This window comes from Kosakonia sp. Marseille-Q7440 (assembly GCF_965119485.1).
Genome location: NZ_CBCPLT010000001.1, coordinates 1737375 through 1751658, shown reverse-complemented (window position 1 = coordinate 1751658; position 14284 = coordinate 1737375). Strand labels below are relative to the sequence as shown.

General features: G+C 57.4%; 13 protein-coding genes. 6 read left to right on the top strand and 7 right to left on the bottom strand.

Annotation, left to right across the window (positions count from 1 at the left end; genetic code table 11):
- Positions 1 to 428: 428 nt before the first annotated feature.
- Positions 429 to 2366, bottom strand: coding sequence for a DNA topoisomerase III (locus tag ACWPW2_RS08065; protein WP_454122321.1), 1938 nt, complete (start codon positions 2364 to 2366; stop codon positions 429 to 431).
- 4 nt (positions 2367 to 2370) lie between these two features.
- Positions 2371 to 3414, bottom strand: a complete 1044-nt coding sequence (gene selD, locus ACWPW2_RS08060) for a selenide, water dikinase SelD (protein WP_128483090.1) — start codon at positions 3412 to 3414, stop codon at positions 2371 to 2373.
- Positions 3415 to 3677: 263 nt separating this feature from the next.
- Here selD and phoC point away from each other — a divergent pair, with 263 nt between their 5' ends.
- Entirely contained in the window at positions 3678 to 4424 is a 747-nt protein-coding gene (gene phoC, locus ACWPW2_RS08055; RefSeq protein WP_023481723.1) for an acid phosphatase PhoC, read from the top strand.
- A 99-nt stretch (positions 4425 to 4523) separates the two neighbouring features.
- Here phoC and ACWPW2_RS08050 read toward each other — a convergent pair whose 3' ends face one another.
- Positions 4524 to 5075: an NAD(P)H nitroreductase gene (locus ACWPW2_RS08050; RefSeq protein ID WP_023481722.1), complete on the bottom strand. Its 552-nt coding sequence runs from the start codon at positions 5073 to 5075 to the stop codon at positions 4524 to 4526.
- Positions 5076 to 5237: 162 nt separating this feature from the next.
- Between ACWPW2_RS08050 and sppA the strand changes: the two genes are divergently transcribed.
- The 3 genes from sppA (at position 5238) to pncA (ending at position 8823) form a co-directional block, all read left to right on the top strand.
- Positions 5238 to 7091 carry a signal peptide peptidase SppA gene (gene sppA / locus ACWPW2_RS08045; protein WP_454122318.1) on the top strand — a complete coding sequence of 618 codons (1854 nt, stop codon included), beginning with the start codon at positions 5238 to 5240 and terminating at the stop codon, positions 7089 to 7091.
- 63 nt (positions 7092 to 7154) lie between these two features.
- A complete protein-coding gene (gene ansA / locus ACWPW2_RS08040; RefSeq protein ID WP_023481446.1) occupies positions 7155 to 8171 on the top strand; it encodes an asparaginase in 1017 nt (338 codons plus the stop codon).
- A gap of 10 nt (positions 8172 to 8181) precedes the next feature.
- The gene (gene pncA / locus ACWPW2_RS08035) at positions 8182 to 8823 is read left to right on the top strand and encodes a bifunctional nicotinamidase/pyrazinamidase (protein ID WP_454122315.1); all 642 of its coding nucleotides are present in this window, start codon (positions 8182 to 8184) and stop codon (positions 8821 to 8823) included.
- A gap of 425 nt (positions 8824 to 9248) precedes the next feature.
- Here pncA and ACWPW2_RS08030 read toward each other — a convergent pair whose 3' ends face one another.
- The gene (locus ACWPW2_RS08030; RefSeq protein ID WP_023481791.1) at positions 9249 to 9524 is read right to left on the bottom strand and encodes a YeaC family protein; all 276 of its coding nucleotides are present in this window, start codon (positions 9522 to 9524) and stop codon (positions 9249 to 9251) included.
- Positions 9525 to 9562: 38 nt separating this feature from the next.
- Entirely contained in the window at positions 9563 to 9976 is a 414-nt protein-coding gene (gene msrB, locus ACWPW2_RS08025) for a peptide-methionine (R)-S-oxide reductase MsrB (RefSeq protein ID WP_054802950.1), read from the bottom strand.
- Between the two features lie 342 nt (positions 9977 to 10318).
- Here msrB and gapA point away from each other — a divergent pair, with 342 nt between their 5' ends.
- Entirely contained in the window at positions 10319 to 11314 is a 996-nt protein-coding gene (gene gapA / locus ACWPW2_RS08020; RefSeq protein WP_023481291.1) for a glyceraldehyde-3-phosphate dehydrogenase, read from the top strand.
- 74 nt (positions 11315 to 11388) lie between these two features.
- Positions 11389 to 12273: a D-hexose-6-phosphate mutarotase gene (locus ACWPW2_RS08015; protein WP_454122312.1), complete on the top strand. Its 885-nt coding sequence runs from the start codon at positions 11389 to 11391 to the stop codon at positions 12271 to 12273.
- 44 nt (positions 12274 to 12317) lie between these two features.
- On the opposite strand, the gene ACWPW2_RS08010 is transcribed toward ACWPW2_RS08015, so the two are convergent.
- Both ACWPW2_RS08010 and ACWPW2_RS08005 read right to left on the bottom strand, forming a co-directional pair.
- Positions 12318 to 13172, bottom strand: coding sequence for an aldo/keto reductase (locus ACWPW2_RS08010; RefSeq protein ID WP_454122310.1), 855 nt, complete (start codon positions 13170 to 13172; stop codon positions 12318 to 12320).
- Positions 13173 to 13263: 91 nt separating this feature from the next.
- Positions 13264 to 14010: a MipA/OmpV family protein gene (locus tag ACWPW2_RS08005; RefSeq protein ID WP_023481831.1), complete on the bottom strand. Its 747-nt coding sequence runs from the start codon at positions 14008 to 14010 to the stop codon at positions 13264 to 13266.
- Positions 14011 to 14284: the final 274 nt, after the last annotated feature.

Sequence of the window (14284 nt, the reverse complement as noted above, 5' to 3'; positions counted from 1 at the left end):
CCATCGGGCAGGTTTTCAGACACGCTGCGGATTGCCGGATGGCGGCGTATCGCCTTATCCGGCCTACGGGTCGGCACGCTGTTGTAGGCCTGATAAGCGCAGCGCCATCAGGCAGGGTTTCAGACCCTGTGCGCACTGCCGGATGGCGGCGTATCGCCTTATCCGGCCTACGGGTCGGTACGCTGTTGTAGGCCTGATAAGCGTAGCGCCATCAGGCAGGTTTTGAGGCACGGTGCGGATTGCCGGATGGCGGCGTATCGCCTTATCCGGCCTACGGATCGGCATGCTGTTGTAGGCCTGATAAGCGTAGCGCCATCAGGCAGGGTTTCAGGCACGGTGCGCATTGCCGGATGGCGGCGTATCGCCTTATCCGGCCTACAAAACCGTAGGCCCGATAAGCGCAGCGCCATCGGGCATTGCTGACGGGATTACGAGGCAGGTGCTTCCGCCGCGGGCGGGCGTTTCTTACTCTTTCCTTTGACGAAGGATTTTTTCTTATCGCCGCCGGGTGCCATCAGGCCGCGGAACTGCCGCACCGGGGTGCTGCGCGCCTGGTGGATCAACTCATGCAGCGTGCCGACCAGCGGTTGCATAAAGTCCTGGTAACGACACTCCTTTTCGCTGATCTGCGTCAGCACCGACTCCCAGTGCGCGGTCATATCCGGCCGCGCCGCCATCTCCGGCAGCGAGTGAATCAATGCCCGCCCTGCGTCGGAGGAGTGAATATAGCGCCCTTTCTTCACCAGAAATCCGCGCTTAAACAGCAGTTCGATAATGCCCGCGCGCGTCGCTTCCGTGCCTAATCCATCGGTGGCGCGCAGGATCTTTTTCAGATCCTTATCCTGCACAAAGCGCGCAATACCGGTCATCGCAGAGAGCAGCGTCGCATCGGTAAAATGGCGCGGCGGCTGCGTCTGGCGCGCCACTACTTCGCCCTTCTCACACAACAGCTCATCGCCTTTTGCTACCACCGGCAGCGGCGTGCCGTCATCATCTTCATCGCGCTCTTTCGCGCCAAGCAGCGTCCGCCAGCCCGCTTCCGCAAGGAAACGCGCTTTGGCGAGAAACTTGCCGTTGGCGATATCGAGATCGATCTGGCACTTGCGGAACACCGCATCCGGACAGAACTGCATCAGATATTGCCGCGCAATCAGGTTATAGACTTTGGACTCGTTATCGCTGAGGCTCACCTTCGAGCTGCGCGCGGTCGGAATGATGGCGTGGTGAGCATCCACATTTTTGTCATCCCAGCAGCGGTTGCGCGTATCGGGGTTGACCACCGGCTGCGGCAGCAGATCGGCGGCATGCACGCCAATCGCGTTTAGCACCGCATGGCGACCGGCAAAGTGCTCCTCCGGCAGATAGCGGCTGTCGGAGCGCGGATAGGTAATTAATTTGTGGGTTTCATAGAGCTTCTGGCAGATATCGAGCACGTTCTGCGCGCTCAGGCCAAAACGCTTCGCCGCCTCAATCTGCAGTGAGGAGAGGGAGAACGGCAGCGGTGCCATTTCTGATTCCCGTTTATCGTTATAAGCGGTGACCATCGCCGGTTGACCGCTGATGCGGTTAACCACGTGCTCCGCGAGCGCGCGATGGAGCAAACGCCCCTCTTCATCCTGGTAAGGCTCACAGGCATCGCTCGGCTGCCACAGGGCGGTAAAGCGCTCCCCGGCGGGCGTCACAATGTGCGCTTTCACTTCAAAAAAATCTTTCGAAACGAAGTTCTCAATCTCTTCATCGCGCCGCACCACCAGCCCCAGCACCGGCGTCTGGACGCGCCCAACGGAGAGCACCCCCTGATACCCGGCGTTGCGGCCTAAAAGCGTATAGGCGCGGGTCATATTAATGCCGTAAAGCCAGTCTGCGCGGGCGCGGGCCAGCGCGGAGACGCAGAGCGGGATAAACTCGCTGTTGGCGCGCAGCCGCCCAATCGCTCTCTCCACCGCCTGCGGGTTGAGATCGTTAATCAGACAGCGCTGCACATGCTGGCGCTTTTCCGCCGGCAGTTGCAGGTAGTCAATCACCTCATCCACCAGCAGTTGCCCTTCGCGATCCGGGTCACCGGCATGCACCACTTCGTCGGCGTCGGCAAGCAGACGCTTAATAACGTTGATCTGCTTGAGCACCGACGGGCGCGGCTGCAGCTGCCACTTCTCAGGCACGATAGGCAAGTCCGCCAGGTTCCAGCGCGCATAGCGGCTGTCATAGACATCCGGCTGCGCCTGCTCCAGCAGGTGACCGATGCACCAGGTCACCACCTGGCCATTACCGCACTCAATGTAGCCGTCGCCTTTGCGATGCGGCTTAGGCAACACATCGGCAATGGCGCGCGCCAGACTGGGCTTTTCGGCAATAAATAACCGCATCGACTTATCGGATCTCAATCATCGGGCGACCACCGCGGGCGGTAACCAGTTCGCCAATGGCGCTCAGTTCAATGCCGTACTCCGCCGCCGTGGCTTTCACCTGTGCTTCAGCGTCCGGCGTCACCGCCAGCAGCAGGCCGCCGGAGGTTTGCGGATCGCAGAGCAGATTGCGCACCGCGTCGGGCATCTCGCCCATCAGGTGGCCGTAGCTGGCAAAATTACGCTGCGTGCCGCCCGGCACCGCGCCCTGGGCAATATACTCTTCTACGCCCGGCAGCTTCGGCACGTCGGCGTAGGTAAGTTGCGCCTGCACGCCCGCGCCCTGGCACATCTCGCTCAGGTGGCCGAGCAGACCAAAACCGGTGACGTCGGTCATCGCTTTCACGCCCTCAATATCGGCAAACGCCGCACCGGCGAGGTTCATCCGGCACATCACTTCCGTTGCCAGCCCGACATGCTCCGGCTTAAGCAGGGATTTCTTCTCAGCGGTGGTCAACACGCCAATGCCCAGCGGTTTGGTGAGGAAGAGTTTGCAGCCCGCCTGCGCGGTGCTGTTTTTCTTTACGCGCTCGGTCGGCACTACACCGGTGACGGCGAGGCCAAAAATCGGCTCCGGCGCGTCAATCGAGTGGCCACCGGCCAGCGCAATGCCCGCCTGCTGGCAGGCAAAACGCCCGCCTTCGATCACTTCGCGGGCAACCTCAGGGGGCAGCTTATCGAGCGGCCAGCCGAGGATAGCGATCGCCATAATCGGTTTACCGCCCATCGCGAAGACGTCGCTGATGGCATTGGTCGCAGCGATGCGGCCAAAGTCGAAGGGGTTATCGACGATCGGCATAAAAAAGTCAGTGGTGCTGATAACACAGGTGCCATTACCAAGGTCGTAAACCGCGGCGTCGTCACGCGTCTCGTTGCCGACCAGAAGGTTGGGATCGAGGAATTTCGCCTGCTCGCTGTGCAGAATGGTGTCCAGCACTTTGGGGGAAATTTTACATCCGCAACCGGCTCCGTGGCTGTATTGCGTTAAACGAATAGCTTGCTCGCTCATGGAGATCTCCTGTCTTTGCAATGGCGCTATGGTAGCGCCCAAACCGTAAGGTGGTAAGTGTGACTATCCGATTTCGCATCCCGTTGCTCATTAAGCGAACGAAAGAGTGACATCACCAGGTTATATCTTGAGCAATCGCCACCGCTAGAACCCACTCAGGTGCGGTTTTGCGATTCACCGCAACGTCATTTCCTAAGAATTATGACAAAAAGATGACAACAGCCACTTATGGCTGTTGCAGTCAAAAATCTAAGGAATCTCTAATGAAAAAAAGCCTTATTACCCTCTGTCTTGCGGGTTTACTTTCTGCCAACGCCTTTGCTCTTGTACCGACTGGAAATGATGCCACCACCAAACCGGATCTCTACTACCTGAAAAACGACCAGGCGATAGATAGCCTGGCACTGCTGCCACCGCCGCCGGAAGTGGGCAGCATCGCCTTTTTGAACGATCAGGCGATGTATGAGCAGGGTCGTTTACTGCGCAATACCGAGCGCGGCAAGCTTGCCGCAGAAGACGCCAACCTGAGCAGCGGCGGCGTGGCCAATGCCTTCTCCGGCGCATTTGGTTCTCCGATCACCGAGAAAGATGCCCCGCAGTTGCATAAGCTGCTGACCAATATGATTGAAGATGCGGGCGATCTGGCGACGCGCGGCGCAAAACAGAAGTACATGCGCATTCGTCCTTTCGCCTTCTATAACGTGCCAACCTGCAATACCAAAGATCAGGATGAGCTGTCGAAGAATGGTTCCTACCCGTCAGGCCATACGGCGATTGGCTGGGCCACGGCGCTGGTGCTGGCGGAAGTGAACCCGCAGCGGCAGAACGAAATCCTCAAGCGCGGCTTCGACCTGGGCCAAAGCCGGGTGATTTGTGGTTACCACTGGCAGAGCGACGTGGACGCCGCGCGCGTTGTCGGCTCGGCGGTTGTCGCCACCCTGCACACCAATCCGGCTTTCCAGCAGCAGTTGCAGAAAGCCAAAGAGGAGTTTGCCGCGACTCATAAGTAACCCTACTGCCGGATGACGGCAGCGTTTAATCCGGCCTGCAAAACCTGCGAGGTGGCCCAGGCCGGATTAGCGTTTAACGCCATCCGGCAAAAGCGGCACTCAGAAGTGGGTAACGAACGGCGTATGATCCGGCACGGTCACCGTGGTAGAGGCTTTCAGTTGCGGGGTACCGAGGTAGAGGAAGCCAACAACCTGATCCAGCTCACCACAGTTAAACGCCTGGCGAACCTCGGGGCTATTGGTCAGCGGGCCGGTGCGCCAGATGCCGTTAAAGCCCTGCGCCAGCGCCGCCATCTGCATCGCCATCACCGCACACCCGGCGGAGAGCAACTGCTCCCACTGCGGCACTTTGTGGTGCTCCTGACACTTTGCCACCACGGTGATAATCATCGGGGCACGAAACGGCGAGGTGCGCGCTTTCTCAATACCCTTTTCATCCTGGCCTGCGGCACGCGCCGCCTGCTCCATTGTCTGGCTGAAGCGCTCGCGCCCTTCCCCCTCAATCACAAAGAAGTGCCACGGTTGCAGTGTGCCGTGGTCTGGCGCACGCATGCCGGCGCGCAGAATGTTATCCAGTTGCTCTCCAGCCGGAGCCGGTTCTGCCAGGCGAGAAGCACTGCGTCGGTTGACGAGAAGTTCAAGTGCGTCCATTAGTTAACCTCTTGTTGTGAAATTTGTTCATAAAATTAACATGGGCGTAGAAATTGTTACAGCGCCGGAGGCGATTCCTGCTGACAAGAGGCAGCGGGATAATTAGGATAACCACACTTTGCCGCTCGGGCAGCGGTGGCCGTTAACTCGCAGGGAGAATACATGCAAACCCTTTGGCGCATTATTGCCGGATTTTTTAAGTGGTGCTGGCGATTGCTGAACTTTACCCGCAACCTGGTGATGAACGTTATCTTCATCGTGTTGATATTAGTGGCAGTCGGCGTATGGATGCAGGTCAGCGACAGCAAAGCGGAACGCAGCGGGCGCGGCGCGCTGCTGCTGGATATCTCCGGCGTGGTGGTTGATAAAACCTCCGCCAGCGGTCGCCTCGGCGCGCTGGGTCGCCAGCTGTTCGGCGCCAGCTCCGATCGTCTGCAGGAGAACTCACTCTTCGATATCGTCGAAACTATCCGTCAGGCACAGCAGGATCGCAACATTACCGGCATTGTGCTCGATCTGAAGAATTTCGCCGGTGCCGATCAGCCCTCGATGCAGTACATCGGTAAAGCGCTGCGCGAATTCCGCGAAAGCGGCAAACCGGTCTATGCGGTGGGCGATAACTACAGCCAGGGCCAGTACTACCTTGCAAGCTTTGCCAATAAGATCTGGCTCTCGCCGCAGGGCGTGGTCGATCTGCATGGTTTCGCCACTAACGGCCTCTACTACAAAGCGCTGCTCGACAAACTGAAAGTGACGACCCACGTCTTCCGCGTCGGCACCTACAAATCCGCCGTTGAGCCGTTCATTCGCGACGATATGTCCCCTGCCGCGCGTGAAGCAGACAGCCGCTGGATCGGCGAGCTGTGGCAAAACTACCTCAACACCGTGGCGGCCAACCGCCAGATCACCGCCCAGCAGGTCTTCCCTGGCGCGCAAGCGATGCTCGACGGTCTGCGTAAAGTGGACGGCGATACGGCGAAATATGCGCTCGATAACAAGCTGGTTGATGAGCTGGGCTCTGCCGCTGACGCAGAAAAAGCGATGGTGAAACAGTTTGGCTGGAGCAAGGAAGATAAAAACTTCCGCGCCATCAGCTTCTATGACTATCAAACCAAAACGCCGGCCGATGTCGGCGGTACCGTGGCGGTGATCTTCGCTAACGGCGCAATTATGGATGGCGAAGAGACGCCGGGGAACGTGGGCGGTGATACCACCGCGGCGCAGATCCGCGATGCGCGTCTGGATGATAAGGTCAAAGCGATCGTCCTGCGTGTCAACAGCCCGGGCGGCAGCGTCAGCGCCTCCGAGGTGATCCGCGCTGAACTGGCCGCTGCGCGCGCGGCAGGCAAACCAGTTGTCGTTTCGATGGGCGGCATGGCAGCGTCTGGCGGGTACTGGATCTCAACACCAGCCAACTACATTGTTGCCAACCCGAGCACCCTGACCGGCTCCATCGGCATCTTCGGCGTGATCAATACGCTGGAGAATAGCCTCGACAGCATCGGTGTGCATACGGATGGCGTTGCCACTTCGCCGCTGGCGGATGTGAGCATGACCAAAGCGCTGCCTGATGAAGTTCAGCAGATGATGCAACTGAGCATTGAGAATGGCTATAAGCGCTTTATCACGCTGGTTGCGAAGTCGCGCAACAGCACGCCGGAGCAGGTGGATAAAATTGCGCAGGGCCACGTCTGGACCGGTCAGGATGCGAAAAACAACGGTCTGGTCGATGCGCTGGGCGACTTCGATGACGCGATTGCTAAAGCCGCAGAGCTGGCGAAGCTGAAACAGTGGCATGTTGATTACTACGAAGAGGAGCCAGGCTTACTGGATCGCGTGGTGGACAGCATGACCGGTTCAGTGCGCGCCATGCTGCCGCAGGCGTTGCAGGCTTATCTGCCGGCACCGCTGGCCAGCGCAGCGCAGGAAGTGAAAGCCGAAACGGATAAACTGGCGGTGTTTAACGATCCGCAAAACCGTTATGCGCTGTGCCTGAACTGCGCCACCGTTCGCTAATTTTTCCTTACGCATCCCCTCCGCCGGAGGGGATTTTTTTGATTCAGTCAGAACCTACTTACCATGCAAAAAAAATCCATTTACGTAGCCTACACGGGCGGCACCATCGGCATGCAGCGTTCAGAGCATGGCTATGTGCCGGTTTCCGGCCATCTGCAACGCCAGCTGGCGCTGATGCCTGAGTTCCATCGCCCGGAGATGCCCGACTTCACCATCCACGAATATGCCCCGCTGATGGACTCCTCCGATATGACGCCGGAAGACTGGCAGCATATTGCGGATGATGTGAAGGCGCACTACGACGAGTATGACGGTTTCGTGATCCTGCACGGCACCGACACCATGGCCTACACCGCGTCCGCGCTGTCGTTTATGCTGGAAAATCTCGGCAAGCCGGTAATTGTGACAGGGTCACAAATTCCGCTGGCGGAACTGCGCTCCGACGGGCAGATCAACCTGCTTAACGCGCTCTATGTAGCGGCGAATTTCCCCATTAACGAAGTGACCCTCTTTTTCAACAACCGTCTCTATCGTGGCAACCGTACCACCAAAGCCCACGCGGATGGTTTTGATGCTTTTGCCTCACCGAATCTCTCGCCGCTGCTGGAAGCGGGTATTCATATTCGCCGTCTGGGCACGCCGCCTGCGCCGAGCACCGTGGGCGAACTGATCGTTCATCCGATCACCCCGCAACCGATTGGCGTGGTGACTATCTACCCGGGTATTTCTGCCGATGTGGTACGTAATTTCCTGCTGCAGCCGGTAAAAGCGCTGATCCTGCGCTCCTATGGTGTGGGCAATGCGCCGCAAAACCGCGAGTTTCTTAAGGCGCTGCAGGAAGCGAGCGAGCGCGGCATCGTGGTTGTGAACCTGACCCAGTGCATGTCCGGTAAGGTCAATATGGGCGGTTATGCTACCGGTAACGCCCTCGCCCATGCAGGCGTAATTGGCGGCGCGGATATGACGGTCGAGGCGACGCTGACTAAACTGCACTATCTGTTAAGTCAGGATCTGGACGCGAATGCGATCCGCACCGCGATGACGCAAAACCTGCGCGGTGAACTGACCCCGGACGAGTAAGGAGTTAACGATGAAAGCACGCGCTCTGCTGCTGGTCGATCTGCAAAACGATTTTTGTGCCGGTGGCGCGCTGGCCGTTGCGGGCGGCGACAGCACCGTGGATGTGGCAAACACACTGATCCCATGGTTTAAAAGCCGCGGCGAGCCGGTGCTGACCAGCATGGACTGGCATCCGGCGAATCACGGCAGTTTCGCCAGCCAGCATGGTGTTGAACCGTTTGTCACCGGCGAGCTGGAGGGATTACCACAAACCTTCTGGCCCGATCACTGTGTGCAAGGGAGCGAGGGCGCGGCGCAGCATCCGCTGCTCGATCGGCAGGCCATCGATGCGGTGTTCCACAAAGGGGAAAATCCGCGTATCGACAGTTACAGTGCCTTTTTCGATAACGGCCACCGTCAGCAGACGGCGCTTCACGACTGGTTGCAGGCGCATGGCGTTCGTGAGCTGGTAGTGATGGGCTTAGCCACCGATTATTGCGTGAAGTTTACGGTGCAGGATGCGCTACAGCTTGGGTATGAGGTGAATGTGATTACCGACGGTTGCCGCGGCGTAAACCTGCATGCCGACGACAGCGCGCAGGCGTTTATGGCGATGGCAAGCGGCGGCGCAACGCTCTATACGCTGGCGGACTGGCTGGAGACGCAGGGGTAAGTGTTGCTGATTCCCGCGCACTGCCTGATGGCGGCTTCGCCTTATCAGGCCTACAAAAGCGTGCAAGCCCGTAGGCCGGATAAGGCATTTATGCCGCCATCCGGCAATCCGCACCGGGTCCGAAAACCTGCCTGATGGCGCTGCGCTTATCAGGCCCACAAAAGCGTGCAAGCCCGTAGGCCGGATAAGGCATTTGTGCCGCCATCCGGCAATCCGCATCGGGTCCGAAAACCTGCCTGATGGCGCTACGCTTAGCAGGCCTACAACAGCGTTCCACTCCGTAGGCCGGATAAGGCATTTAGCCGCCATCCGGCAATCCGCACCGGGTCCGAAAACCTGCCTGATGGCGCTGCGCTTATCAGGCCTACAAAATCGTGGCGCTCCGTAGGCCGGATAAGGCGTTTACGCCGCCATCCGGCATATCGTCAGGATTTGAAGGTGGCGATCGGTTTGGGCGTGATGCCAAACTCCTCTTTCAGCTGCTGTTTGCTCTTCATCACCATCTGCCCGTTGGTATCGATGGTCATATGCTGCGCCTGCACGTTATTGCGCGCCTGCCACAACATCACCAGTTGCAGACTGTTCTCTTTCTGCTCCGGCGTCAGCGCCACGCCATCGGGCCATTTTCCCAGCTCAACTGCCGTTGCCAGACGCTGGTAAATCTCCGGCGTCATGTTGCTCACGATCTCATCAATATTCATCTTACTCTGCTCTCTGGAATAATCGCTGAATCGATTTTTCAACCGCGTGTCTGGTCGCCATTCTCTTCATCGGTGAAGCTCAGCGACGCGGAGTTGACGCAATAACGCTCGCCGGTTGGCTGCGGGCCATCCGGGAAAACGTGCCCAAGATGCGCATCGCACTTACCGCAGCGGATTTCCACCCGCTGCATGCCGTGGGAGTAATCATTGATATAACGAATCGCCTCTTCGCTTACCGGCTCGTAGAAGCTCGGCCAGCCGCAGCCAGAATCATACTTGGTCTCGGCGCTGAAGAGCGCGGCATCGCACACCAGGCAGTGGTAGACGCCATCGCGTTTGTTGTGCAGCAGGCGTCCGCTAAACGGCGGCTCGGTGCCATGATTTTGCGTTACGTAGAACTGCATTTCGGTCAGATCGTTTTTCAGATCGTCCTGGGAGGAATTGTTCGCCATTTGTTTACATCTCGCGGTCATGATTCGACAACTTATCAGCCTGATTCTAACAAAACATTAACACTCAGGGTTCGACTTTTGTTCTAAACTTAGCAGTTGCGATAAAGCAGCCAGGGAATTGTGATGAGTCTCACACTTTTATCTTTAGTGACCTTTAAAATCTTGGGCGGCACCCCATATGGGGAAGATGCTCAAAGGGAAAGTGAGATTAATCAGTCTGACCACGGACATGCGGATGATTGATTTGTCGCAATGATTGACACGATTCCGCTTGACGCTGCGTAAGGTTTTTGTAATTTTACAGCCAACCTTTTATTCACTAACAAATAGCTGGTGGAATATATGACTATCAAAGTAGGTATCAACGGTTTTGGCCGTATCGGTCGCATTGTTTTCCGTGCTGCTCAAGAGCGTTCTGACATCGAAATCGTTGGTATCAACGATCTGTTAGATGCGGATTACATGGCGTACATGCTGAAGTACGACTCCACTCACGGTCGTTTCAACGGCACCGTTGAAGTGAAAGACGGCCACCTGGTTGTTAACGGCAAAACCATCCGTGTTACTGCTGAGAAAGACCCGGCTAACCTGAAGTGGAACGAAATCGGCGTTGACGTTGTTGCTGAAGCTACCGGTATCTTCCTGACCGACGAAACTGCTCGTAAGCACATCACTGCCGGCGCGAAAAAAGTTGTTCTGACCGGTCCGTCCAAAGACAACACCCCGATGTTCGTGCGTGGCGCTAACTTCGAGAAATATGCAGGCCAGGACATCGTTTCCAACGCCTCCTGCACCACCAACTGCCTGGCTCCGCTGGCGAAAGTTATCAACGACAACTTCGGCATCATCGAAGGTCTGATGACTACCGTTCACGCGACCACCGCAACTCAGAAAACCGTTGATGGCCCGTCTCACAAAGACTGGCGCGGCGGCCGCGGCGCAGCTCAGAACATCATCCCGTCCTCTACCGGCGCTGCTAAAGCAGTAGGTAAAGTTCTGCCGGAACTGAATGGCAAACTGACCGGTATGGCGTTCCGCGTTCCGACTCCGAACGTATCCGTTGTTGACCTGACCGTTCGTCTGGAAAAAGCAGCGTCCTACGAAGAGATCAAGAAAGCCATCAAAGCCGCTTCTGAAGGCGAAATGAAAGGCGTTCTGGGTTACACCGAAGACGACGTTGTTTCTACCGATTTCAACGGTGAAGTTTGCACTTCCGTGTTCGATGCTAAAGCAGGTATCGCACTGAACGACAACTTCGTGAAACTGGTCTCCTGGTACGACAACGAAACCGGCTACTCTAACAAAGTTCTGGATCTGATCGCTCACATCTCCAAATAAGTTGAGATGGTAAGCTTTCTGAAAGGGCGACTTCGGTCGCTCTTTTTTTGTTTTGAAGACAGAGGATTGCGTTAATGATTAATAAAATTTTTGCACTTCCGGTAGTCGAACAAATCACGCCGACGCTCTCGCGCCGCACGCTGGATGAACTCGACGTGCTGGTTGTCGATCATCCGCAGGTCAAAGCCGCGTTTGCTTACCAGGGCGCGCACCTGCTGTGCTGGAAACCGCAGGGTGAAGAAGAGGTGCTGTGGCTGAGCGGCAATACGCCGTTTAAAGAGGGTGTGGCGATCCGTGGCGGCGTGCCGATTTGCTGGCCGTGGTTTGGCCCGGCGAAGGAGCAGGGTCTGCCGGCGCACGGTTTTGCCCGTAACCTGCCGTGGGAGCTAAAAGTGCATAACGAAGATGAGAGCAGCGTAGTGCTGACCTTCGAACTGCAAAGCAGCGACGCGTCGCGCCAGCACTGGCCGCACGACTTCACCCTCTTCGCCCGCTTCAAGCTGGCAGCAACCTGCGAAATGGAGCTGGAAGCGCACGGTGAATTCGAAACCACCTCTGCGCTGCACACCTACTTCAACGTTGGCGATATTGCGGACGTTAAAGTGAGCGGCCTCGGCGATCGCTTTATCGATAAAGTGAACGACGCCAAAGAGGATGTGCTGGCTGACGGCGTGCAGACCTTCCCGGATCGCGTCGATCGCGTCTACCTCAACGCCGAAGGATGCAGCCTGATCCACGACGCGAAACTCAAGCGCGCAATTGAAGTGACTCACCACCACAACGCCAACGTCGTTGCCTGGAACCCGGGCCCGGCGCTCTCCGTCAGCATGGCCGACATGCCGGATGATGGCTACAAAACCTTCGTCTGCGTCGAGTCGGTCAATGCGACCGTGGCGCAGAAAGCGAGCGAAGAGAAACCCTCCCGCCTCGCGCAGACCATCCGCGTCGTTAAACGCTGATCGCCCTGCCTCCCCTCTCCCGCCGGGAGAGGGAACTGCCTGCCTTACACCACATCAAGCGGGGTTTTGCCCTTCGGCGCCGGAAACGCCGCGTCCAGCTGTTGCATTTCCTCATCACTGAGCACAATAGCGAGCGCTGCGGCATTCTCTTCAACGTGCTTAATGCCCGACGCTTTTGGAATCGCCATCACGCCCTGATGATGGATCACCCACGCCAGTAAGATTTGCGCCGCGCTGGCTCGATGCGCGTCGGCAATCTGCTCCACCACGCTGTTTTCCATCAGACCGTCGCGCAGCCGCCCGGCCTGCGCCAGCGGGCAGTAGGCCATCACCGGCATCGCCTGCTGCTGACACCACGGCAGCAGATCGTATTCAATGCCGCGCGAAGCAAGATGATAGAGCACCTGATTGGTGGCGCAGGCGTCACCGCCGCTCACCTGCATCAGCTCCTGCATATCGCTGTAACCGAGATTGGAGACGCCCCAGCGGCGAATTTTCCCCTGCTGGATGAGCTTCTCCATCACCTCAACGGTTTCCGCCAGCGAATAGTTACCGCGCCAGTGCAGCAGATAGAGATCGAGCGCGTCGGTTTTCAGCCGACGCAGGCTCGCTTCGCAGGCGGCAATCGCCTTCTCCCCGCCCGCGTTCCACGGGTAGACTTTCGATACCAGAAACACCTTTTCGCGCAGGCTACCCTGCAATGCCTCGCCGACCACCTCTTCTGCCGCGCCATCGGCGTACATCTCCGCGGTGTCGATAAGCGTCAGACCCAGATCGATGCCCGCCCGTAGTGCAGAAACCTCCTGCTGCCGGGAACGGGCATTTTCCCCCATATACCACGTGCCCTGCCCGATGGCGGGCAGTAGCGTGCCGCCGAGGCGTACCGTTTTTTCTGCCATCTTCTCCTCCTGGGTTGAACGCACCACCATAAAACAAAACAGGGCCATAGGCCCTGTTGGAATGCACAACATGCACTGTAGACGTGCACAATCAGAAGCGGTAGGTCACACCCGTTGAGAGCAAACCAGACCAGGATTTATCCACCATCGGGCTGTCTTTGATCTCATCAGAGAGGTGCGAGTAGCGGCCGGTGCCGTAAACGCTCCAGTTGTCCGCGAAACGGTAGCTGACGGTCAGCTCGAGGTACGGATCCCAGCTGCTGTCCGGATCGTAGCTCGACAGCCCGCTGCGGCGCGATTCTGAACGCGATACGCCGTAGTAGTATTCGTTCTGGTTATCGCTGCTCCACTCGACGCCGATACCCGGCGTCACGGTCAGACCGCCGTTGGTGTAGTTGTAAAGCCAGGCCAGATCCCACACCACGCCGTTGCTGTTATCCAGCACGTCACCGGCAAGGGTGGTGCGCAGGAAACCATATTGCGTGTTATGGATATAGCTTAAACCGGCCATTGCCGTTGATTTGCGGCGATCGAGCTGGCGCAGCTGGATGTTGTCGCTATCTTTCGGCTTGAACTGCCACGGTGAATAGAAAGCCATCACCGACAGTTTGTCCGCTTCGTCATTCCATAAGTAGTAGCCGCCGCCGATGCCGCGGAACCAGAAGTCATCGCTCTCATAGGTCACAACCGGAAGCGGCGTTACGCGCGTGTCGTACTCCTTATAAGGAGACTCCATCACGCCCACACCCGCACCGAGAGAAAAATTGCTTTCTGCATTGGCCGCGCAGGCAGAGATCGCCGTCACTACGCCCAGTGCCAGGAGTTTGAATTTGGTCACAGTCCTTTCTTTCCTGTTCGTCAAATAATTGGCGGATGAAGTGTAGTCGCCCCGCGCACCCCGCCCAACTCTTTTTGTCTGAAGATTACAAAAAATTAACTTTCTACTCTGAAGCGGAGTTATGACGCTTCCATTACAGCGTTATGAAACAACGATGAAAGCGCTGGCTGCGGCTTATGACAAAAACAGGATTTTTAGGATGAGTTATTGATATGCCATTGAAATTGGTTTTGGGGCGCATGCAAGATTTGCAAAGCCTTCTACGCTTAAATTA

What these genes read in the sequence shown, in the direction of transcription:
- ansA (WP_023481446.1), top strand. Translation starts at nt 7,155, where the DNA reads ATGCAAAAAAAATCCATTTACGTAGCCTACACGGGCGGCACCATCGGC.
- ACWPW2_RS08065 (WP_454122321.1), bottom strand. Translation starts at nt 2,366, where the DNA reads ATGCGGTTATTTATTGCCGAAAAGCCCAGTCTGGCGCGCGCCATTGCC.
- ACWPW2_RS08030 (WP_023481791.1), bottom strand. Translation starts at nt 9,524, where the DNA reads ATGAATATTGATGAGATCGTGAGCAACATGACGCCGGAGATTTACCAG.
- ACWPW2_RS08015 (WP_454122312.1), top strand. Translation starts at nt 11,389, where the DNA reads ATGATTAATAAAATTTTTGCACTTCCGGTAGTCGAACAAATCACGCCG.
- msrB (WP_054802950.1), bottom strand. Translation starts at nt 9,976, where the DNA reads ATGGCGAACAATTCCTCCCAGGACGATCTGAAAAACGATCTGACCGAA.
- pncA (WP_454122315.1), top strand. Translation starts at nt 8,182, where the DNA reads ATGAAAGCACGCGCTCTGCTGCTGGTCGATCTGCAAAACGATTTTTGT.
- ACWPW2_RS08010 (WP_454122310.1), bottom strand. Translation starts at nt 13,172, where the DNA reads ATGGCAGAAAAAACGGTACGCCTCGGCGGCACGCTACTGCCCGCCATC.
- phoC (WP_023481723.1), top strand. Translation starts at nt 3,678, where the DNA reads ATGAAAAAAAGCCTTATTACCCTCTGTCTTGCGGGTTTACTTTCTGCC.
- gapA (WP_023481291.1), top strand. Translation starts at nt 10,319, where the DNA reads ATGACTATCAAAGTAGGTATCAACGGTTTTGGCCGTATCGGTCGCATT.
- selD (WP_128483090.1), bottom strand. Translation starts at nt 3,414, where the DNA reads ATGAGCGAGCAAGCTATTCGTTTAACGCAATACAGCCACGGAGCCGGT.
- sppA (WP_454122318.1), top strand. Translation starts at nt 5,238, where the DNA reads ATGCAAACCCTTTGGCGCATTATTGCCGGATTTTTTAAGTGGTGCTGG.
- ACWPW2_RS08050 (WP_023481722.1), bottom strand. Translation starts at nt 5,075, where the DNA reads ATGGACGCACTTGAACTTCTCGTCAACCGACGCAGTGCTTCTCGCCTG.